This window comes from Leifsonia sp. 466MF, from assembly GCF_900100265.1.
Lineage (GTDB): Bacteria > Actinomycetota > Actinomycetes > Actinomycetales > Microbacteriaceae > Leifsonia.
Genome location: NZ_LT629696.1, coordinates 2,392,422 through 2,412,533, shown reverse-complemented (window position 1 = coordinate 2,412,533; position 20,112 = coordinate 2,392,422). Strand labels below are relative to the sequence as shown.

General features: G+C 71.8%; 19 protein-coding genes. 11 read left to right on the top strand and 8 right to left on the bottom strand.

All coding sequences use genetic code 11. The features are described from left to right. Positions 1 to 6: 6 nt before the first annotated feature. Positions 7 to 1,011, bottom strand: coding sequence for a ketopantoate reductase family protein (locus BLR91_RS11510; protein ID WP_089875249.1), 1,005 nt, complete (start codon positions 1,009 to 1,011; stop codon positions 7 to 9). 96 nt (positions 1,012 to 1,107) lie between these two features. Then, the gene (locus BLR91_RS11505; protein ID WP_089875250.1) at positions 1,108 to 2,595 is read right to left on the bottom strand and encodes a DHA2 family efflux MFS transporter permease subunit; all 1,488 of its coding nucleotides are present in this window, start codon (positions 2,593 to 2,595) and stop codon (positions 1,108 to 1,110) included. 75 nt (positions 2,596 to 2,670) lie between these two features. Between BLR91_RS11505 and BLR91_RS11500 the strand changes: the two genes are divergently transcribed. The 6 genes from BLR91_RS11500 to BLR91_RS11475 are packed head-to-tail and all read left to right on the top strand — an operon-like array spanning position 2,671 to position 7,400. After that, on the top strand, positions 2,671 to 3,396 hold the full coding sequence (locus BLR91_RS11500; protein ID WP_089875251.1) for a TetR/AcrR family transcriptional regulator: 726 nt from the start codon (positions 2,671 to 2,673) through the stop codon (positions 3,394 to 3,396). Then, on the top strand, positions 3,393 to 4,304 hold the full coding sequence (gene truB / locus BLR91_RS11495; protein WP_089875252.1) for a tRNA pseudouridine(55) synthase TruB: 912 nt from the start codon (positions 3,393 to 3,395) through the stop codon (positions 4,302 to 4,304). Before BLR91_RS11500 ends, truB begins: the two co-directional genes overlap by 4 nt. Beyond that, complete coding sequence (locus BLR91_RS11490; protein ID WP_089875253.1) at positions 4,301 to 4,669, top strand: hypothetical protein; 369 nt, start codon at positions 4,301 to 4,303, stop codon at positions 4,667 to 4,669. Before truB ends, BLR91_RS11490 begins: the two co-directional genes overlap by 4 nt. 30 nt (positions 4,670 to 4,699) lie before the next feature. After that, complete coding sequence (locus tag BLR91_RS11485; RefSeq protein ID WP_089875254.1) at positions 4,700 to 5,221, top strand: hypothetical protein; 522 nt, start codon at positions 4,700 to 4,702, stop codon at positions 5,219 to 5,221. Next, positions 5,218 to 6,180 (top strand): bifunctional riboflavin kinase/FAD synthetase, encoded by a 963-nt coding sequence (locus tag BLR91_RS11480; protein WP_089875255.1) that lies wholly within the window; start codon positions 5,218 to 5,220, stop codon positions 6,178 to 6,180. The genes BLR91_RS11485 and BLR91_RS11480 overlap by 4 nt, the downstream gene beginning before the upstream one ends. Beyond that, a complete protein-coding gene (locus BLR91_RS11475) occupies positions 6,180 to 7,400 on the top strand; it encodes an MFS transporter (protein ID WP_089875256.1) in 1,221 nt (406 codons plus the stop codon). Before BLR91_RS11480 ends, BLR91_RS11475 begins: the two co-directional genes overlap by 1 nt. A gap of 90 nt (positions 7,401 to 7,490) precedes the next feature. On the opposite strand, the gene BLR91_RS11470 is transcribed toward BLR91_RS11475, so the two are convergent. Continuing rightward, positions 7,491 to 8,465 (bottom strand): ROK family protein, encoded by a 975-nt coding sequence (locus BLR91_RS11470; protein ID WP_089875257.1) that lies wholly within the window; start codon positions 8,463 to 8,465, stop codon positions 7,491 to 7,493. A 91-nt stretch (positions 8,466 to 8,556) separates the two neighbouring features. On the opposite strand from BLR91_RS11470, the gene BLR91_RS11465 reads away from it, so the two are divergent. The 5 genes from BLR91_RS11465 to BLR91_RS11445 all read left to right on the top strand — a co-directional run bounded on the left by BLR91_RS11465 (position 8,557) and on the right by BLR91_RS11445 (position 13,636). Next, on the top strand, positions 8,557 to 9,525 hold the full coding sequence (locus BLR91_RS11465; RefSeq protein ID WP_018190379.1) for a sugar-binding transcriptional regulator: 969 nt from the start codon (positions 8,557 to 8,559) through the stop codon (positions 9,523 to 9,525). Between the two features lie 29 nt (positions 9,526 to 9,554). Continuing rightward, positions 9,555 to 10,592 (top strand): deoxyribose-phosphate aldolase, encoded by a 1,038-nt coding sequence (gene deoC, locus BLR91_RS11460; protein WP_089875258.1) that lies wholly within the window; start codon positions 9,555 to 9,557, stop codon positions 10,590 to 10,592. A 14-nt stretch (positions 10,593 to 10,606) separates the two neighbouring features. Next, positions 10,607 to 12,112: an aldehyde dehydrogenase family protein gene (locus tag BLR91_RS11455; RefSeq protein WP_089875259.1), complete on the top strand. Its 1,506-nt coding sequence runs from the start codon at positions 10,607 to 10,609 to the stop codon at positions 12,110 to 12,112. Continuing rightward, positions 12,109 to 12,969: an aldehyde dehydrogenase family protein gene (locus BLR91_RS11450; RefSeq protein ID WP_089875260.1), complete on the top strand. Its 861-nt coding sequence runs from the start codon at positions 12,109 to 12,111 to the stop codon at positions 12,967 to 12,969. Before BLR91_RS11455 ends, BLR91_RS11450 begins: the two co-directional genes overlap by 4 nt. A gap of 73 nt (positions 12,970 to 13,042) precedes the next feature. After that, complete coding sequence (locus BLR91_RS11445) at positions 13,043 to 13,636, top strand: SGNH/GDSL hydrolase family protein (protein WP_089875261.1); 594 nt, start codon at positions 13,043 to 13,045, stop codon at positions 13,634 to 13,636. A gap of 103 nt (positions 13,637 to 13,739) precedes the next feature. Here the strand turns inward: BLR91_RS11445 and BLR91_RS11440 are convergent, their stop codons facing one another. Genes BLR91_RS11440 through BLR91_RS11420 form a run of 5 tightly spaced genes read right to left on the bottom strand, consistent with a single transcriptional unit; the run spans position 13,740 to position 20,104 of the window. After that, on the bottom strand, positions 13,740 to 15,254 hold the full coding sequence (locus BLR91_RS11440; RefSeq protein ID WP_089875262.1) for a PucR family transcriptional regulator: 1,515 nt from the start codon (positions 15,252 to 15,254) through the stop codon (positions 13,740 to 13,742). Continuing rightward, positions 15,251 to 16,279 (bottom strand): S-methyl thiohydantoin desulfurase domain-containing protein, encoded by a 1,029-nt coding sequence (locus BLR91_RS11435; protein ID WP_089875263.1) that lies wholly within the window; start codon positions 16,277 to 16,279, stop codon positions 15,251 to 15,253. Before BLR91_RS11435 ends, BLR91_RS11440 begins: the two co-directional genes overlap by 4 nt. 38 nt (positions 16,280 to 16,317) lie before the next feature. After that, positions 16,318 to 17,463 carry a DUF917 domain-containing protein gene (locus BLR91_RS11430; RefSeq protein ID WP_089875264.1) on the bottom strand — a complete coding sequence of 382 codons (1,146 nt, stop codon included), beginning with the start codon at positions 17,461 to 17,463 and terminating at the stop codon, positions 16,318 to 16,320. Beyond that, positions 17,460 to 18,554 carry a DUF917 domain-containing protein gene (locus BLR91_RS11425; RefSeq protein WP_089875265.1) on the bottom strand — a complete coding sequence of 365 codons (1,095 nt, stop codon included), beginning with the start codon at positions 18,552 to 18,554 and terminating at the stop codon, positions 17,460 to 17,462. Before BLR91_RS11425 ends, BLR91_RS11430 begins: the two co-directional genes overlap by 4 nt. Beyond that, entirely contained in the window at positions 18,551 to 20,104 is a 1,554-nt protein-coding gene (locus BLR91_RS11420; protein WP_089875266.1) for a hydantoinase/oxoprolinase N-terminal domain-containing protein, read from the bottom strand. The genes BLR91_RS11425 and BLR91_RS11420 overlap by 4 nt, the downstream gene beginning before the upstream one ends. Positions 20,105 to 20,112: the final 8 nt, after the last annotated feature.

The following is a 20,112-nucleotide window of genomic DNA, read 5'->3' as shown; positions in this document are numbered from 1 at the left end:
GGCCTTTCAGGCCAGCAGGGGACGCATCCGTTCGGCTACCTGGTCGGGCGTGAGGAAGGCGACGGTGCGCTCCACCTCGTGCACGAGCGCGGTGATCGCCGCGTTGACCGGCGCATCGACTCCGGCGGTGCGGGCTTCGTCGACGACGGCGCCGTTCAGGTAGTCGATCTCGGTGAGCTGACCGCGGCGGATGCTCTGCAGCGTCGAGCCCGGGTTGGGCGTCGACCCCATCCTCCGCTTCATCAGCAGGGGGACGGCCTGGGCGGCCCAGCGCGGAGCCCGCGCGACCACGCGGAGGATGCGATCGTCGAGGCCCTGGATGCTCCCGTAGCGCACGCCGCGCGCGTAGCCGACGCGGGTGGCCTCCTGGAGGCTCGCGGTCACGATGGGCCGCAACCGCCGGTCGCCGAGCACCTGCTGCGCACTCAGCCCGGTGATGGCCGGGAGGGCGTTGATCTGGTTGACCATGAGCTTCGTCCACTGGGCGCCGGTGAAGTTGTCGATCGCGAAGGCGGGCATCGCGGCGTCGAGGATGCGGGCGGCCTCGACGGCGGCGGCGGGCGGTGGGCCGTCCCCGGCGCCGAGGTAGGTGTTCGCGGTCGTCGTGACCGAGACGCGGCCGGGGGAGAGGTAGCTCGCGGCGTACAGCGCGAGGGCGCCGACGCAGTCGGATCCGGGCAGCAGTTGCTCCGCCTCGCGGAGGCCGGCGAGGCCGTTCTGCACGATCACGACGGTGATGCCGTCGAGGGCGGCCGCGTTGGCGCGGATCGCGGCGGGCGCATCCTGGGCCTTGGTGGTGACGAAGGCCAGCTCCGGGCGGGTCTGGAGGGTCTCCGCGGCGGCGACCCGCGCGGTGTGGACGCCCCAGCCGCCGTCGAGCCGGAGGCCGTCGTCGCGGATGGCGGCCAGCTGCTCGCCGCGGGCCGTGACCTCGACCAGGTGGCCGACGCGATCGAGGAGCGCCGCGATCGTTCCGCCGATGGCTCCTGCTCCGATCACGCCGATACGCACGCGCTCCAGCCTAACGGCGGCGACCCCCCTGACGATTCGTGCCGAATGTGCGTTATCGCAGGGCGATAACGCACATTCGGCACGAATCTGTGGTGGTCAGTCGGCGAGGACGGGGATGGGCTCGGCGTCGGCGAGGGCGGAGGCGGCCGACTCCGGCGCGGCGGCGGCGCGGGCCGCTGCCCGGCGGCCCGGCAGCGCCAGCGAGATCAGGGCCGCGGCGCCGAGCACCCCGGCGCCGACCCAGACGGCCGGGATCGCCGCATCCACGTATCCGGTCGGAGTGAGCGTCCCGCCCGCGCCGGTGAACACGGCGGTCAGGACGGCGACGCCGAGGGCGACCCCGACCTCCCGGAGTGTGGAGTTCGTGCCGGACGCCTTGGCGTGGTCGGCCGGCCGCATGTTGGCGAGGACGGCCGTCGAGCTGGGGGCGAAGACGAGGCCCATGCCGATGCCGGCCAGGAGGAACGGGGGCCACATCGCGGAGTAGGGCAGCGTCGCCGACAGCGTCAGAGCGATCCAGCCCATCGACACCGCGAGCAGGGTCAGGCCGACGACCACCGGAAGGCGCGTCCCAGTCCGCGACGACAGCAGGCCGGTGAGCGGAGCGACGACCATCGGGGCGAGCGTCCATGGCATGGTCATCACACCAGCCTCGAGCGGGGTGTGGCCCTGCACGACCTGGAGGAACTGGATGAGGATGAAGATCGCCCCGAAGATGCCGAAGCTGAACGTCACACCGACGAGGTTCGCCACCGTGAAGCTGCGGTCGCGGAACAGCCGGAGCGGCAGCAGCGGCGCCGACGTGCGCGACTCCCAGAAGACGAACGCCACGAGCAGGACCGCGCCGGCGATCAGGGGGATCAGGACTTCGGCGCTGCCCCATCCCGCGTCGTTGCCGCGGACGATCGCCCAGACGACCCCGAGCACACCGGGGGCGGCGAGCAGCAGGCCGACGACATCGGCGCGGACGCGTGCTCCGAAGCTGTTCGGCAGGGCGAGGAGCACCAGCGGGACGGCGATGACGCCGAGCGGGACGTTGAGCCAGAAGATGGCCTGCCAGTTCCATCCCTCGACCACGGCGCCACCGATGAGCGGGCCGAGCGCGACGCCGAGGCCGGAGATGCCGCCCCAGATGCCGATGGCGGCGGGACGCAGACGCTCGCTGACGCTACCGGCGAGCAGGGTCAGCGACAGCGGCAGGAGGGCCGCGGCGCCGGCGCCCTGGAGCGCACGGGCGCCGATGAGCTGCCACGGCTCGGTCGAGAGGGCCGCGGCGGCGCTTGCGAGCGTGAAGATCGCGATGCCGCCGAGGAAGACGGAGCGGCGGCCGAGCCGGTCTCCGAGACCGACGGCCATCAGCATGAGCGTCGCGAAGGTGAGGGTGTACGCGTTGACCACCCACTGGAGCTCTTCGATGGAGGCGCTGAGGTCTTTGGCGATCACGGGCAGCGCGCTGGTGACGACGAGGTTGTCGAGGGTGGCCATGAACATCGGCAGCGAGGCGGCGACGATCGCCAGCCAGATCGGGATGCGCCGCGACCGGGCGGTCGTGCCGCCGGCGTCGCGGGTGAGGGGAGCGGACATGCACGCCTCCAGGAAGTGTGGTTATCGGATGATTACAAGAGCTGACACTAGTAATCGGCTGATAACCTGTCAAGCGTGACAGACAAGATCAGCGAGAGGATCCCGTCGGCCGAGCGCCGCGAGCAGATCCTCGAAGCCGCCAGCCGCGTGTTCGGAGAGCGCGGCTACTTCGGCGCGACGACGGATCAGATCGCCAAGGCCGCGGGGATCAGCCAGCCCTACGTTGTGCGGATGTTCGGCGGCAAGGAGAACCTGTTCGTCGGCGTGCTCTCGCGGTCGCTCGACCGTCTGCTCGTCGCCTTCACCCGCACGCTGGAGGAGTGGAAGGCGGAGGGCTCGCCCGCTGCACCGACTGGCGCCGTCGTCGCGGACGGCACGCCCGTCGCCGGTGGACACGGCGAGATCGGCCGTCGCCTGGGCCTCGCGTATGTGAACCTGATCGAGGACCGCGGCCTGCTGCTGTCGCTGATGCAGGCGTTCAGCATGGGGCAGGACCCGACCATCGGCGCGAAGGCGCGCGACGGGTTCCTCGCGATCTACCGGCTGCTGCGCGACGAGGCCGGCTTCACGCCCGAGCAGGTGCGCTCCTTCCTCGCCGAGGGGATGCTGCTGAACACGCTCCTGGGGCTCCGGCTGCCCGACGAGTACGGCCGGGACGAGGCCGCGACGGAGCTGCTGGAGTGCACGTTCCGGACCAAGCTGGCGCTGGTGCTGGATGTCGCGGCCGAGAGCGGCGGAGGCGTCGCCGTGTCGTCCGCCGCCTCCGTGCCCGTGGCGACGGCGAAGGCTCAGGGCGCATGACGGGCAGCGGTCTCATCCTCGTCGACAAGCCGGCGGGCATGACGAGCCACGACGTCGTCTCGCGCGTTCGGCGCGCGGCGGGAACCCGGAAGGTCGGGCATGCCGGGACGCTGGATCCGATGGCGACCGGGCTCCTCATCCTCGGCATAAACTCGTCCACGCGCCTGCTGACCTACATCGTCGGCGCCGACAAGGAGTACTTCGCGACCATCCGGCTCGGGGCGTCGTCGACGACCGACGATGCCGAGGGCGAGCTGGGGGAGCCGGCGCCGCGGGCCGCGCTCGACGCGGTGACCGCCGAGGCGATCGCCGCCGGGATGGCCGAGCTGACCGGCGAGATCGAGCAGATCCCCTCGTCCGTCAGCGCGATCAAGGTCGACGGCAAGCGCGCGTACGCCCGGGTGCGTGCGGGCGAAGCGGTGGAGCTGAAGCCGCGCGCGGTCACCGTCGCGGAGTTCGAGCTGATCGGCACCCGCCGTGACGCGGGCGCGATCGACCTGGACGTGCGGGTCGTCTGCTCCTCCGGGACGTACATCCGCTCGCTCGCCCGCGACCTCGGCGCCGGTCTCGGCGTCGGCGGTCACCTGACCGCGCTGCGGCGTACCCGAGTGGGCGCCTACGATGTGCGCGACGCCCACGACCTCGCTACGCTCGACGCGGAGGCCGCGCTGATCCCGGCGGTGGATGCGGCCGTCCGGCTGTTCGAGCGGCTCGACCTCACCGAGCAGCAGGCGATCGACCTCACCCACGGCCGTCGCATCCACGTCGCCGACCGGGAGGATGGCGGCGGTGTGCCGGTCGCGGCCGTCGCCCCGAACGGAGCGCTGATCGGACTCATCGAGTTCCGCGGAAAGGAAGCACGGACCCTGGTGAACTTCCCGACGGACGAAGCGGTCGGTCCCGCATGATCGAGTGGTTCGTCACACTCCAGGTGATCGTCGCGTGCGCTGCGGGCATCCTGTGCATCGTCCTCGGACTGGTCGGGCGCCTGCCGGGCGACGTGTCGATGGGCGCTGTCGCGCTGGTGGAGGTGCTGCTGCTCGTGCAGCTGGTCATCGCGATCGTCGCGCCCGCTGCGGGCAATCCGCCGTCCGGCAGCCTCGCCGAGTTCTACATCTACCTGATCTCGGCGATCATCCTGCCCCTGGCGGGCGGATTCTGGGCCCTCGTGGAGCGCAACCGGTGGAGCACCGTCATCCTCGGCGGCGTCTGTCTCGCGATCGCGGTCATGGTGTACCGGATGGGCCAGATCTGGTTCGTGCAGGGCGCGTGACCGCCTCCGCGGGCAAATAGAATCGAAGCGATGTCCCACCACACCATGTCCGCGCGCACCGACTCCGATCCGTCCTCCCCGAGGCGGCGGATGACGGGGGTGGGCCGGGTGCTCGTCTTCGTCTACGGCGTCCTGGCGCTGGCGGCGACCGGCCGCAGCGTCTTCCAGATCATCGACCGCTTCCACGAGGCGCCGGTCGCGTTCACGCTCTCCGGGCTCGCCGCCGTCGTGTACATCGTCGCGACCGTCGCCCTGATCGCGCCGGGCCGTGTCTGGTACCGCGTCGCCTGGGTGACCATCAGCTTCGAGCTCGCCGGCGTGCTCATCATCGGAACGCTGAGCCTGTTTGCCCCCGCCGTGCTCGGCCTGCACGACATCGACCCGTTCGGCCGCGACGCCACGGTGTGGTCGGTGTACGGGATGGGGTACCTGTTCATCCCGCTCGTGCTCCCGGTGCTCGGGATGCTGTGGCTGCGGAAGCACCATCCGGTCGATGCTCCTGCGGATGGTGCACAGGCGGCGGCCGGGGCCGAGTCGGGGGCCGCCTCGTGAAGGTCTTCCATTCCGTCTCGGAGGTTCCCGACGGGTGGGGGCCTAGCGCCATCACCATCGGCAAGTTCGACGGGGTGCACACCGGCCACCGCGCGGTGATCGACCGGTTGCGCGCCGTCGCCGCGGGGCGCGGGCTCGTCTCGACGATCATCACCTTCGACCGCAACCCGCTCGAGGTGCTCGCCCCCGCGAAGTGCCCGCCGTCGCTGGTGAGCAACGCGCAGAAGCTCGACCTGCTCGCGTCGACCGGCGTCGACGCGACCCTCATGGTGGCTTTCGACCGTGCGCTCGCCGCGCTCGAGCCCGAGGAGTTCGTGCACCACATCCTCGTCGACCGGCTGCATGCCGCGGCGGTGCTCGTGGGCAGCGATTTCCGGTTCGGTGCGCGCGGCGCAGGTGACGTCGAGCTGCTGCGCCGGCTCGGCGAGACGTACGGCTTCACCGTCGAGCTCATCGACGACGTGCGGCCGGAGTACGGCCGGCGCGTCTCATCCACCTGGATCCGGGAGCTGCTCGCCGACGGCGACGTCGCGCACGCGACCCAGCTGCTCGGCGCCCCTCCGACCGTGCGCGGGCTCGTGGTGCACGGTGCGGCACGCGGGCGTGAGCTGGGCTTCCCGACCGCTAACCTCTCGCCGGAGTCGGAGGGACTCATCCCCGCCGACGGCGTCTACGCCGGCTGGCTGACCGACGCGGGCGAGCGGTACCCGGCCGCGATCTCGGTCGGCAACAACCCGACCTTCGAGGGCGTCCCCCAGAAGCAGGTGGAGGCGTACGTGCTCGACCGCGAGCTCGACCTCTACGACCACACGGTCGAGGTCGCCTTCGTCGAGCGCATCCGCGGGATGGTCGCGTACACGGGCATCGAGCCGCTCATCGCGCAGATCGCGGACGACGTGGAGCAGGCGCGGCGCATCCTCGGCGTCGTCCCGGCGGCCGACGCCGACGAGCGCTCCTGATGACGGGCGCGAACCCGGCCGCCGACCGGCGGCCGCTCTGGCACGGGCGCGCGATCGCGCTGCTCGGCATCCTGCTGGTCGCGGCGAACCTCCGCACCGCCGTCGCCGCGCTGTCGCCGATCTTCGCCGAGATCCGCACCGAGTTCGACGTGTCGAGCATCGGCGTCGGACTGCTCGGGATGCTGCCGCCGGTGTGCTTCGCAGTGTTCGGCCTGGTCGCGCCGACCTTCACGCGGAGGCTGAGCCTCGAAGCCGTCGTCGTGCTCGCGCTCGGCGTCATGCTGGGCGGCCACCTCATCCGTGCGGCCGCCCCGTCGTTCGCGGTGCTGGCGATCGGGTCGGCGGTGACCTTCGCGGGCATGGGCGTCGGGAACGTGCTGCTGCCCCCGCTGGTCAAGCGGTACTTCCCCGACCGGATCGGGCTGGTCACCTCGCTGTACGCGACCATCATGTCGGTGTCGACGCTGCTGCCGCCGCTCGTCGCGGTGCCGGTGGCGGATGCGGCCGGATGGCACGTCTCCGTGGGGATGTGGGCCGTGGTCTGCGCGCTCGCGATCCTGCCGTGGCTGCGCATCCTCATCACCCACCGGCCGGCGCACCCGGACCCCGACGTGGAGGTCGAGAAGGCGCAGCCGGCGATGGCCGGCCGGGTCTGGCACTCGCCGCTGGCCTGGGCGATGGCCGTGCTGTTCGCCGTGTCGAGCCTCAACGCGTACGCGATGTTCGCCTGGCTTCCGGAGATCCTGCACGACGTGGCCGGGCTGACTCCGATCGAGGCGGGGGCGCTGCTGTCGGTGTATGCCGGGATGGGCATACCGGCGGGGCTGCTGGTTCCGATGCTGGCCGCGCGGATGCGGAACGTCGCCTGGCTGATCTACGCCGGCGTCGCGTTCTTCGTCGTCGGGTACCTCGGTCTCATCCTCGCGCCCGGCGTCGCGACGTGGCTGTGGGTGGCGCTGGCCGGGCTCGGGCCGCTGCTCTTCCCGCTGTGCCTCGTGCTGATCAATATGCGGACGCGGACGCACGCGGGGTCTGTCGCGCTCAGCGGGTTCACGCAGGGCCTCGGCTACACGCTCGGTGCGCTCGGCCCGCTGGCGGTCGGCGTGCTCCACCAGCTCACCGGCTCCTGGACGCTCGCCCTCGTGGTGCTGACCGCGACAGCCCTCGCGGCCGCCGCGGCCGGCGCCGTCGCCGCCCGCCCCAAGTACCTCGAAGACTGACCCCCCTCACGTAGCCAACAGCTCCTGAGTTTTTCCGCGAATCCGGCTGAAATCGGCGGAAAAACTCAGGAGCTGTTGGCGGGGGTGGGGTTACGGGAGGAGGGCGGCGCGGTGGATGAGGGCGGCGGCCCCGATGAGCGGACCCTCGGAGGAGAGGGCGGACGGGACGATCCGCACCTTTCGCACGAACGGGAAGTAGTGGTGCTCGATGACGTCGCGCATGTGGTCGAAGAGGTCCGGCGTCGAGTGCGAGAAGCCTCCGCCGATCGCGACGAGCTCCAGGTCGAGCAGTGCGGTCGCCGACGCGATCGCGCGGCCGACGGCCTCGCCGGTGCGGGCGATCGCCTCGCGCGCCACGAGATCGCCCGCGACGTACGCCGCCGCCAGCTCCTCGCCGGTGGCGCCCTCGAAACCCTGCTGCCGCGCCCACGCGACGGTGTGCGGCCCGGACGCCATGGCCTCCAGCGCGTACGGGTTGCCGAACGTGTCCTCGCCCTTGATGTCGCCGACCTCGACGTGCCCGATGTGGCCGGCGTTGCCGGTCGGACCGGTGATCACGCGGCCGCCCACGATGAGCCCGCCGCCGATCCCGGTCGAGATGACCATCCCCATGACGTTGTCGACGCCCTGCGCCGCACCCACCCAGTGCTCGGCCATGGTGATCGCCACGCCGTCCATCTCGAGGGTCACGGGCACATCGAGGGAGAGTTCGGCGGCGACGCCGGCGACGAAGTCGCGCATCGGGTAGTCGCGCCAGTGCGGCACGTTGAGCGGCGAGACGAGCCCGCGCTGCCGGTCGATCGGGCCAGCACTGCCGATTCCGACGCCGATGATGGCGGCGTCGGCGGGGAGGGATGCGGCGGCCGCGCGTACGACGCCGCCGACCGACTCCTCGAGCTCCGGGACGGTGGCGTTCCGCCCGGTCGGACGGCGGTGCCGGGAGCCCTCGACGAGGCGGCCCTCCGCATCCACCAGGGCGGCTTCGACCTTCGTTCCGCCGAAGTCGACGGCCAGGACGTAGGGGGTGGGGGCGGTGGCGGCTGTCAGCGAGGGGTCTGTGGGCACGACCCAACGATAAACGAAACGGCCTCTGCTCATTTGAGCATCCACCACACACATGTTGCTCAGGCGCGCACGCCCTTCCTAAGCTGGAGGGGTGGCCCTGAACGATTCGGACGAGATCCTCGCCGTCAAAGCCGCGGAACTGTACTACGAGGCCGGCAAGACGCAGGACGAGATCGGTGTCGCCCTCAACGTCTCGCGCTGGAAGGTCGGCCGCCTGCTCGTCGCCGCCCGTGAGCACGGTTTCGTGCGCATCGAGATCGTGCACCCCAGCGCCCGCCGGTTCTCGCTCGAACGCGAGCTCTGCGGCTTCTACGGCCTGATGGATGCGGTCGTCGTGCCCGCGGCGGAGTCCGACTCCGAGGTGCAGGGCCGGGTGGCGCAGGCCGCCGCCGACTACCTGACCACGCTCCGTCCCGTCCCGCGCACCCTCGGCGTGAGCTGGGGCCGCACGCTCCACGCCGTCGCCGCACGCTTGCGGCCGGGCTGGGCCGTCGGGGTCAACCCCGTCCAGATCAACGGCAGCGTCTCGTCCACCCGCCAGGCCACCGCCGCCGCCGACACGGCCGTCGTGATCGCGCGCAAGGCGCAGGGCACCGCGACCCTGCTCCCGAGCCCGGCGATCTTCGAGCACGCCGCCACCCGCCGGGCGATCGAGGCCGACCGCTCGGTGCAGAGCGTCCTCGAACTCGCCCGCGACGCCAGCGCCTATCTGTTCAGCGCGGGCGTCGTCGACACCAGCTCCGTCCATGTCGACTCCGGCTATCTCTCGGTGGAGGATGTCGCCGCACTCGCCGAGAAGGGCGCGGTCGGCGACGTCGTCGGCCGCTTCATCACCGACGACGGACAGGTGGCCGACCCGGAGCTCAACTCGCGGACGCTGGGGCTCAGCCTCGACGAGCTCCGCTCGGCCCGCACCTCCATCGCCGTCATCGCCGGGGAGGCCAAGCACCGCGTCGCCCACGCCGTCGTCGCGAGCGGACTCTGCACCACGCTCATCACCGACGAATCCACCGCCAACGACCTGCTCGGGCGCGCGGCGCCCGGCACCACCGCTCCGTAGCATCCGAGCTGCACCACCTGGAGGAACACGTGACCATCGAGACAACGCCGCCCGTGCGCACCCTCGCACCCGCGGCCCGCGCCGTCGAGGTGCTCGGCGGCGACCTGACGGAGGGATCGCTCCGGCGGTACCTCAACGGCATCCCCGGAGTGGATGCGGTGGGCCTGGAGCAGCGCGCGGCCGGCCTCGGCACGCGCTCCATCAAGACCACCAGCAAGAAGTGGGCTCTCGACACCGTCATCGAGCTGATCGACCTCACCACCCTGGAGGGCGCGGACACCCCCGGCAAGGTGCGGTCGCTCGCGGCCAAGGCGCTCACCCCCGACCCGTCCGACCCGTCCACTCCGCGCCCCGCCGCGGTCTGCGTCTACGGCGACATGGTGCCGTACGCCGTCGAGGCGCTGGGCGCCGCGCACGCCGGCGCCGTCCGCCGGGCCGGAGGCACCGGGGGCGTCAACGTCGCCGCCGTCGCGACCGCCTTCCCGAGCGGACGCGCCTCGCTCAAGGTCAAGCTCGCCGACACCGCGGACGCCGTTGCGGCCGGCGCGGACGAGATCGACATGGTCATCGACCGCGGCGCCTTCCTCTCCGGCCGCTACGGGCTCGTCTTCGACGAGATCGTCGCCGTCAAGGAGGCGTGCCGCCGCGAGGACGGCACCTACGCCCACCTCAAGGTGATCCTGGAGACGGGCGAGCTGAACACGTACGACAACGTGCGCCGCGCCTCCTGGCTGAGCATCCTCGCGGGTGGCGACTTCATCAAGACGTCCACCGGCAAGGTGTCGCCCGCCGCGACGCTTCCGGTGACCCTGCTGATGCTGGAGGTCGTGCGCGACTGGCACCTGCTCACCGGCGAGGAGATCGGCGTCAAGCCGGCCGGCGGCATCCGCTCGTCGAAGGACGCCATCAAGTACCTCGTGACCGTGGCGGAGACGGTCGGCGAGCGGTGGCTGCAGCCGCACCTGTTCCGGTTCGGCGCCTCCAGCCTCCTGAACGACGTGCTCCTGCAGCGCCAGAAGCTGGCCACCGGGCACTACTCCGGCGCCGACTACGTGACGATCGACTGAAAGCTGACCAGACCATGAGTTTCCTCGAATACGCACCGGCTCCCGAGTCGCGGTCGATCCTGAACCTGCGCGACCAGTACGGCCTGTTCATCGACGGCGAGTTCGTCGACGGGCACGGTACGCCGTTCCAGACCATCTCTCCCGCGACGGAGGAGCGCCTGGCGACCATCGCCACCGCCGACTCCTCCGATGTGGATGCGGCCGTCGCCGCCGCCCGCCGCGCCTACGACCGCGTCTGGTCGCGGATGAGCGGCAGCGACCGCGGCAAGTACCTCTTCCGCATCGCCCGGCTCGTCCAGGAGCGCGCCCGCGAGCTCGCCGTGGCCGAGAGCCTCGACAACGGAAAGCCGATCAAGGAGAGCCGGGATGTGGACGTCCCGCTCGTCGCCGCGTGGTTCTTCTATTACGCGGGATGGGCGGACAAGCTCGAGCACGCCGGCCTCGGCCCCGCGCCCCGCGCGCTCGGGGTCGCCGCGCAGGTGATCCCGTGGAACTTCCCGCTGCTGATGCTCGCGTGGAAGATCGCTCCGGCCCTGGCCGCGGGCAACACGGTCGTGCTGAAGCCGGCCGAGACGACCCCGCTGACCGCGCTGCTGTTCGCCGAGATCGTGCAGCAGGCCGACCTCCCGGCGGGTGTCGTGAACATCGTCACCGGCGCGGGGGAGACCGGGCGCGACCTGGTCGCCCACCCGGACGTGAACAAGGTCGCCTTCACCGGCTCCACCGCCGTCGGGCGCGAGATCGCCCGCACGGTCGCCGGAACGTCCAAGAAGCTGACGCTGGAGCTCGGCGGCAAGGCCGCCAACATCGTCTTCGACGACGCGCCCATCGACCAGGCGGTCGAGGGCATCGTCAACGGCATCTTCTTCAACCAGGGCCACGTCTGCTGTGCCGGAAGCCGCCTGCTGGTGCAGGAGAGCATCCACGACGAGGTCGTCGATCGGCTGAAGAGCCGCCTGTCGACGCTGCGCCTCGGCGACCCGCTCGACAAGAACACCGACATCGGCGCGATCAACTCGGCCGAGCAGCTGCAGCGCATCCGCGAACTGTCCGACATCGGAGAGGCGGAGGGTGCGGAGCGCTGGACGGCGGACTGCGAGATCCCCGAGAACGGCTTCTGGTTCGCGCCGACCATCTTCGACAACGTGTCGACCAGCCACCGGATCGCCCGCGAGGAGATCTTCGGCCCTGTGCTGTCGGTGCTGACCTTCCGCACACCGGCCGAGGCGATCGCAAAGGCGAACAACACGCCGTACGGGCTGTCGGCCGGTATCTGGTCCGAGAAGGGCAGCCGCATCCTGGCCGTTGCCGACAAGCTGCGGGCCGGCGTCGTCTGGGCCAACACCTTCAACCGCTTCGACCCCGCGAGCCCGTTCGGCGGCTACAAGGAGTCCGGCTACGGCCGCGAGGGCGGTCGCCACGGTCTGGGCGCGTACCTCGTGCCCGGCCGCTCGCTGGCGCCCGCGTCGCCGCTCCGCATCCCCGCCGTCCGCCCGACCCGCAAGGGAGCCTCCAAATGAGCCGCCTGGCTGTTCCGAAGACCTACAAGCTGTACATCGGCGGGAAGTTCCCGCGCAGCGAGTCCGGCCGCACCTACGAGGTCGTCTCCGCGAAGGGCGCGTTCCTGGCGAACGCGGCCAAGGCGTCCCGCAAGGACGCCCGCGACGCGGTCGTCGCCGCGCGCGCGGCCGTGTCCGGCTGGTCCGGCGCCACCGCCTACAACCGCGGCCAGGTGCTGTACCGGATCGCGGAGCTGATGGAGGGGCGTCGCGCTCAGTTCATCGACGAGATCCAGAAGTCCGAAGGCGTGTCGACGTCTGCGGCGACCGCACAGGTCGACGAGGCCATCGACCGCTGGGTCTGGTACGCGGGATGGGCCGACAAGTTCGCGCAGGTCGCGGGCAACGCCAACCCCGTCGCCGGCCCGTACTTCAACATCTCGGTCCCGGAGCCGACCGGCGTCGTCGCGATCGTCGCAACGCAGGACTCCAGCCTTCTCGGGTTCACGAGCGCGGTCGCCCCCGCGCTCGTCGCCGGCAACACGGTCGTCGTGATCGCGAGCGAGCGCTTCCCGCTCTCGGCGATCAGCCTCAGCGAGGTGCTCGCGACGAGCGACGTGCCGGGCGGAGTCGTCAACATCCTGACCGGGTCGCCGGCCGAGATCGCGCCGTGGCTGGCATCGCACGCCGACGTCAACGCCCTCGACCTCGTCGGCGCGGGCGACCTCGACTGGGTGGACCTGCAGATCGCGGCGGCCGACACCCTCAAGCGCGTGCTGACGCCCGAGAACGGCCCGGACGCGGCAGCGCCCTCGCTCGACCGGATCGCCTTCTTCACCGAGACGAAGACGGTCTGGCACACGAAGTCGCTGCTCTAGCCCGCCCGAGCCCGCTTTCCTTCCCCTTGTCGCGGATGTGGGGGAGGATGGGGGCGAGGAACGGGGACACGGTATGACGGATGAGTGGAGACCGGAACGCGGTGAGCTGGCCCTCGTCGGCGACAGCCTGACGCAGGGAGGCGACTGGGATGCGCTGCTTCCGGGCGAGGCGGTCCGCAACTTCGGGATGGCCGGCGACACCACGGACGACGTGCTCGCACGGCTCGGAGACGTGATCGACACGCGGACCGCTCTCGTGGCGCTCCTCATCGGGACCAACGACCTGGCCTGGCGCCGCTCGGTGGAGCACGTCGTGCGCAACGTCGAGACGATGCTGGTCACGCTGCGCAAGGAGTTGCCGGAGACGCGCATCCTTGCGCAATCGGTGATGCCGCGGGGGCACGAGTTCGCCGACCAGATCCGCGACATCAACCGGCACCTCTGGCAGTTCGCGCCGACCGTGCACGCGGGCTGGCTCGACCTGTGGCCGGCGATGGCGCTGGAGGACGGCGAGCTGAATCCGGCGTACACCGAGGACCGCCTGCACCTGAACGCCGAGGGCTACCGCGTGTGGGCCGGCGAGCTCATCCCGGCGCTGGAGCGCCTCCGCGAACTGCCTCCGTCGAGCCGCGCCATCACCCTGCCCGACCTCGGCGGCGCCGCCTAACCCCTCCCGCCTCTCCGCCCCTCCGCCCACCGTCGAGTCCGCAAACTTTGCACACGATGCGGCGCGTGAGCGTGCAAAGTTTGCGGACTCGACGGTGGGCGGATCAGCGGCGCAGCGCACGGCACGCGAGGTGCACGGCGAGGCGGGTCTCGGGGTCGGCCAGGTCGAGACCGAGCAGCTCCTGGGCCCGGGCCACGCGGGTGGAGACCGTGTTGCGGTGGAGGCCCAGGGCTTCGGCGGTCGCCGCGATGCCCGATTCGTGATCCAGATACGCGGCGAGCGTCTCGACGAGCTCCGGCCCGCGCGCGATCAGCGGCGCCAGCAGGGATTCGGCGGCCGGCACGAACGTGTCGCTCTCGGTCCACGACAGCAGCAGCTGCTCCAGTCCGAGCGCGTCGATCCGCACGAAATAGCCGGTCGCCGAGCGGCCCGCTGCGATGCGGGCGGCGTCCGACGCTCCGTCGATGGTCGCGACGAGGCCGGTCGCGCCGCTCTCGAGTGTCCCGACACCGGTCGCGACGTTGAACACGCGGCGGGCGGCGGTGTGCACCGCCAGCAGCGCCCGCACGCTCTCCTCGACGCGGCTCGGCGGGGGAGGCGTGGCGAAGCTGAGCCAGCCCGTCACCCCTCGGCCGCTGGTGGCGGCATGCGAGTCGACGGGAAGTGCCGTCAGCTCCCGCGCCACCAGCCGCAGCAGCTGGAGTGTGTCGACGCGGGACCGCCCGGCGAGCCGGAACCCCAGGTGGTATCCGGTCGTGCGCCAGCCGCGCTCCAGCATCCGCTGCTCCAGATCGGAGTCACGGCTGTCGCGCAGCTCGAGGAAGTCGCGGAGCAGTCCGGAGGCGACGGCGGCATCGTTCACGTCGGCCACTTCGTCGATGAGGATGCGCGCGGCCACCGCCGGCATGGCGACCTCCGCCGCGACCGCAAGGGCGCTCAGCTGGACGGCCCCGAGCCCCTGCCCGAAGACGGCCAGCCGCAGGCCCGCCCGGCTGGGGCTGTCGACCCGCACCGAGGCCGCGGACCCCTCCGGCAGCTCGACCGTGCTGATCCAGGGGCCGAAGTCGATCGCGGCGTGCACGACCGCCGGAAGCGATTGCCCGGCCTCCAGCAGCACGCCTTCGCTGTCGATCAGCGCGACGCCGTGGCCGACGCTGGCGGAGAGGTGTCGCAGCAGGTCCGCGAGGTTGTCGGCGTGGTACTCGATCGACTGCGCGACGCGGCGCACGTACCCGAGGGTCAGCGCATCCCGGCCCTCGCGGAGCTCCCACCCCGCACGCGCGAGCGCCATCGGGTCGGTCGCGCCGAGGAGCGCGAGACCGAGACGCTCCGCGAGCGAGCGGGTGCCGGCGCCGAATCCGTCCGCCTCCGGGAGCACCAGCCCCCGGTAGCCGCGGTCGCGGACGCGGCGCACCAGCGCATCCTGCTGCCAGGGCGTCGCCGGTGGCGCGACCGTGAGCACCGCGAGCCGTCCGTCGCCGTCGGCCGGCAGCCCCGATTCGTCGGCCGCGACGACGAGCTCCCGCCAGACGACCGAGGGATGCGCTCCGGCGATCCCGCGCAGCCCGCCGTTCGCGGGATGCGCGAACAGCGCGGCGAGGTCGAGTCCGTCGCTCACGCGGGCACCTCCAGCCCACGCAGCCCGAACCCGGCGGGGGTGATGTGCCGTTCGCGGTCGGGGGAGGACGTCCACCACGCCGGGGCCTCCAGCGCCAGCACGATCACGTTGCGGGCGAGGGTGATCTCGTCGACCTGGAGGACGTCGCCCGAGACCGAGTCGAGCGCCACGATGATCTCGGGGCTCGCGGCGGTGGTCACGCCGTCGCGCACGACGGCCAGCAGCTCCGACCGCGCCACCAGCCGAAGGAGCGCGCCGCCGTCGTCGTCGAGCTGGATGGCGCTCACGTACGGGTCGTCGATCGAGGCCTCGACTCCGGCCACACGGCCCGTGCCGAGGAGCCGGGCGCCGAGCGCTTCCGCGAGTGCGGCCGGTGCCAGGCTCCGGTCGGCGCCGCCCCGGCCGAGACGGAGGGCCCGCGTCGGGGTGCCGAGCACGCCGTGCTCGGTGAGGTCGTCCACGGTGAACCCGGCGATCAGCACCGCTCCGGCGCCCCCGGCCTGCACGATGGCGGCGCGCACCTGGCTCTCGACGTCGGCCGGGCGGGCGGTGTCGATCACGACGACGCCACCGCCCGTGTCGCAGACCGCCACCACGCCGGGGACGGCGTCCACCAGCAGCGAGATCTGATCGAGCCGGGGGAGCGCGCGTCCCATCAGGTCGGCGTCGACGAGGTCCAGGCGGTCGGCCAGGAGGAGCGGGCTGAGCCCGTTCATCCCGGCTCCTTCCAGCCCGCACACGGCCCGGGCGCGCACGCCCGTCCAGCGCTCGGCGGCGGCCAGAAGCGGCCCGAACGCGTCTGCGGCGGGGAGGCGCTCGGTCAGCAGGTAGGTCGACCCGGCGAACGCCACCGCGACGCACGGGGTGGACGGGTCGAACTCCTCCGGCCCCCGCAGGGCGATCGGCCAGATCGGGGCGTCCTGCACCATGAGCTCCAGCATCGTGGTGGCCCCGCCGCCTCCGGAGCCGAGCAGGGAGAATCCTCGGGCGAGAGCAGGCAGGCTCTCCTGTCCGAGAGTTCTCATGCCCTCCAGAGTAGGCGGAGACCGCCGCGGCGACGGCGTCAGACCAGCGCCTGCGCCGTCTCGACGGGGATGAACTCCTCGGTCAGCCCGAACGCGCGCGGGCCGAAGGCGGCGAGCGCCGCGGGAGTCCGCATCATCTCCGGGGTGGAGATGCCGAGCACGCGCACGCGCTGTCCGTAGCGCAGACCCTCGGTGGTGATCGGCTCTCCCGACTCGATGTCGGTGACGCAGATCAGGTCGGGCACGATCGCGACCAGCTCGCCGTCGCGGTGCGCCGTGAGGTTCTCGTTCTGGAAGCGGATCTCGAGCGTGCTGCCGGAACCACCGGGACCGCCCGGGCCGCTCGTCCCGTCGAGCGACGAGATCGTGGCCCGGCCCTTGGCGAAGCCCTCTGTGGTGCGGCGCTCCACGTCCGCCACCTTGCCGGCGAACAGCTCCCGCACCTCCGAGTACAGCGTGGTGGACAGGGTCTGCGCGATCGCCTCGAAGGGCGAGCGGTGCTGCTCCCGTGCCTCCCGGATCGCCCGGCCGAGGGCGAGCGCCATCGAGAGCGTGCGCGGGACGGCGGTGCGCTTCACGTCGGCGCCGCTCATCGCGTACTCGGCGATGTGCCCGACTCCGCCCAGCCGGATGGTGATGCCGCGCGCCAGCCACTCCATCTGCCGGTCGTCGTCGCCGGTGTCGATGATGACGGTCTCGCCCCGCTCTCCGGCGAGCGCCAGAGGAGACCCGTGCACGCCGTACACGGCGAACGTCTCCATCGACAGCTCGGGGAACGCGCGGCCCATGCCGTCCGCATCCACGACCGGCAGTCCGGTCTCGGCGGCGACGATCAGCGGGATCATCGAGTTGATGCCACCACACTCGATCGGCATGGTGGCGTCGGCCGACCGGCCGAGGTGCGCCTCCAGCGTCCGCAGCGCGAGGGTCGGCTCCGTACCCGCCGGGATCTTCTCGATCATCACGGTCGGAGCGCCCATCTGCGCCGTCGGGATGACGAACGTGTCGTCCGCGAGGTCGTCCGGGTCGAGGATGGTGATGCCGCGCTCGCCGAGGCCGCTCTCGCTCAGCACGCGGGCGACGAGCATCTGACCGATGTAGGGATCGCCGCCGCCGCCCGTTCCGAGCAGCGTCGCGCCGCGGGCGAGGTCCGGGAGGTCGGCCGCCGTCAGCGTCCAGCTCACGCGGTCACCCCCTCGAGGGCGCGCTCGACGGTTCCGTCGAAGCGGTGCGACGGCAGGTCGTAGCCGAAGTATCCGGGGCCGACCATGGCGAGCGCCTCGGCGCTGTGCCAGCGCGGGTCGCTGGGTGCGGCGATCACCCGCACCCGCTGGCCGTACCGCAGGCCCTCGGTGGTGATCGGCTCCCCGCTCTCGGCGTCGAGCACGATGGTCAGGTCGGGAGTGGTCACGAAGACCTCGTCGCCGGACCGCGCGATCAGATGCTCGTTCTGGAAGGCGAGGTCGAGCGACGACTCCGCGCCCTCGATGCGGGCGCGCCCGCGGGCGAACCCGGCGGTGGTGCCGCGTTCCACATCCACCACCTTGCCGGAGAAGAACTCGCGGCCGCCGAGCAGCTCGACGGTCGCCGCGACCGCGTCGGTCTTCGCCGCGCGGGCCGCGGTGATCCCGGAGCCGATGGCGAGGCAGTGCGTCAACGAACCCGGGACGAGCGCCTCCCGCGCGACGGCGCCGCTCATCGGGAAGCCGGAGATCATGATCGAACAGCCCATCTCGACGCATGCGACGCGGGCGATCCGCTCGGTCCAGTGGTTGTCGGCGGTGTTCAGCACGCCGACGTTGCCCTTCTCGTCGCCGAAGGCGAGCGGGGACGCCGTGACGCCGTACAGCGTCGGCAGCACCATCTGCAGTTCGGGGAACGCGCGGCCCATGCCGTCGGCATCCACCAGCGGCAGCCCGAGCGCAGCGGCCGCGGCCACCGGGATCGTGGAGTTGACCCCGCCGATCTCGGCGCACGCCACGTGGGTGACCGGCCGGCCGAGGTAGGTGCCGAGGGCGTGGACGGGCGCGATCACCTCCTCGAGGCTGGGCAGCTTCTCGACCATGACGGTCGGGGCGCCCATCATCGCGACGGTGAGCACCAGGGCGTCGTCGGGCACCTCATCGAGGGAGACGACGGTCACCGGTCCGTGCTCGGCGAGCGCCTGCGCGGCCAGCAGCGACCCGATGTACGGGTCTCCGCCTCCTCCCGTACCGAGCACGGCGGCGCCGCGCGCGAGCTCGGCGATGCGGTCGGCGGTCAGCGTCCAGCTCATACGCGCACCTCCATCGCCAGGTCGCCGACGGCCTTGACCCGGATCCGGGTCGCGTTGCCGGGCAGGTACGGGATGGGCACCTCGTCGAAGTCGACGATCGCGACCGACGTGGGGGAAGCGCCGGCCGCGATCGCCTTGTCCACCGCCTCCGCCCGAACGGCGGCGATGGCCTCCTCGCGGCGGCCGGGCTCGACGGCGTACACCTTGTCGATCTCGCCCCCGACCTGTGCGATGGATGCGCCGATCGCGTTGGCGACGGCGTAGTTGTCGGGGCGATGCACGGCTCCGAAGATCGGCAGCTCGTCCGGCAGCAGGATCGAGCCGCCGCCCACCGCGACGACGGGGATGGGGTCGGGGGAGGTGCGCATCCGGTCGACGGCCTCCGCGACGCGTTCGGCGATGCGGTCGAGCACCCGCTGCACGAAGGCGGGGTCGAGGTGGGCGACCTTCGCGGGGTCGCCGATGTCGGCGCGGCCGGCCGCGACGGCGATGTCCGTCGCGGTCAGGGTCGAACCGCCGAAGACGAGGGCCTCGGAGGTCAGCCGGTAGCCGACCGACTCGGGCCCGACCTCCGCCGTCTCGGTGTCGACGATGGACCCGCCGCCGATGCCGATCGACAGCACGTCCGGCATCCGGAAGTTGGTGCGGACGCCGGCCACCTTGACCTCGTTGGCGGTCTCGCGCGGGAAGCCGTTGACGAGCAGGCCGATGTCGGCCGTCGTTCCGCCGATGTCGACCACCGCGCAGGTCTCGAGGCCGCTGGTGAGGGCGGCGCCGCGCATGGAGTTGGTCGGACCGGAGGCGAAGGTCGCCACCGGGTAGAGGCGCACGTAGTCCTCATCCATCAGCGTCCCGTCGTTCTGGCTCAGGAAGATCGGCGCGTCGATGCCCTGGGCGCGCACCGCCGACGTGAGGCCGTCGACGATCTCGGAGGCGAGCTCGCGCAGCGCCGCGTTGATGATCGTGGCGTTCTCGCGCTCGAGCAGCCCGATGCGCCCGATCTCGTGCGACAGCGAGATGGCGACGCCATCGCCCAGCTCGTCCGCGAGGATGGCCGCCGCCTGCGTCTCGACATCGTGGTTCACGGGCGAGAAGACGGATGAGATGGCCACCGACCGCACGCCGTTGGCCGCCATGTCGGCCGCGATGCCCTTGAGCTCGGCGACGTCGATCGGCGAGATGGGACGACCGTCGAACTCGTAGCCGCCGTGCGCCAGATAGCTCCGGCCGCCGATCGCGGCGATGAGCGGCTCCGGCCAGTCCACCAGCGGAGGAAGGGCCCGGGTGGCGGGCAGGCCGAGGCGGAGGGCCGCGGTGGGCGCGAGCCGCTTCGCCTCGACGAGCGCGTTGATGAAGTGCGTGGTGCCGATCATCACCGCCTGGATGTCGTCGCCCCGGAAGTCCCGCGCCGCCCGCAGCGCTTCGATCGCGCTCACGATGCCGCTGGTGACATCCGGGCTCGTCGAGTTCTTGACGCCGGCCAGGGTGGTCCGGCCGTCCATGAGCACTGCGTCGGTGTTGGTGCCGCCGACGTCGATGCCGATATGCATGTTGTGTC

Coding starts and splice junctions, on each gene's coding strand:
- BLR91_RS11505 (WP_089875250.1), bottom strand. CDS start 2,595: ATGTCCGCTCCCCTCACCCGCGACGCCGGCGGCACGACCGCCCGGTCG.
- truB (WP_089875252.1), top strand. CDS start 3,393: ATGACGGGCAGCGGTCTCATCCTCGTCGACAAGCCGGCGGGCATGACG.
- BLR91_RS11490 (WP_089875253.1), top strand. CDS start 4,301: ATGATCGAGTGGTTCGTCACACTCCAGGTGATCGTCGCGTGCGCTGCG.
- BLR91_RS11485 (WP_089875254.1), top strand. CDS start 4,700: ATGTCCCACCACACCATGTCCGCGCGCACCGACTCCGATCCGTCCTCC.
- BLR91_RS11475 (WP_089875256.1), top strand. CDS start 6,180: ATGACGGGCGCGAACCCGGCCGCCGACCGGCGGCCGCTCTGGCACGGG.
- BLR91_RS11455 (WP_089875259.1), top strand. CDS start 10,607: ATGAGTTTCCTCGAATACGCACCGGCTCCCGAGTCGCGGTCGATCCTG.
- BLR91_RS11450 (WP_089875260.1), top strand. CDS start 12,109: ATGAGCCGCCTGGCTGTTCCGAAGACCTACAAGCTGTACATCGGCGGG.
- BLR91_RS11445 (WP_089875261.1), top strand. CDS start 13,043: ATGACGGATGAGTGGAGACCGGAACGCGGTGAGCTGGCCCTCGTCGGC.
- BLR91_RS11435 (WP_089875263.1), bottom strand. CDS start 16,279: ATGAGAACTCTCGGACAGGAGAGCCTGCCTGCTCTCGCCCGAGGATTC.
- BLR91_RS11425 (WP_089875265.1), bottom strand. CDS start 18,554: ATGAGCTGGACGCTGACCGCCGACCGCATCGCCGAGCTCGCGCGCGGC.
- BLR91_RS11420 (WP_089875266.1), bottom strand. CDS start 20,104: ATGCATATCGGCATCGACGTCGGCGGCACCAACACCGACGCAGTGCTC.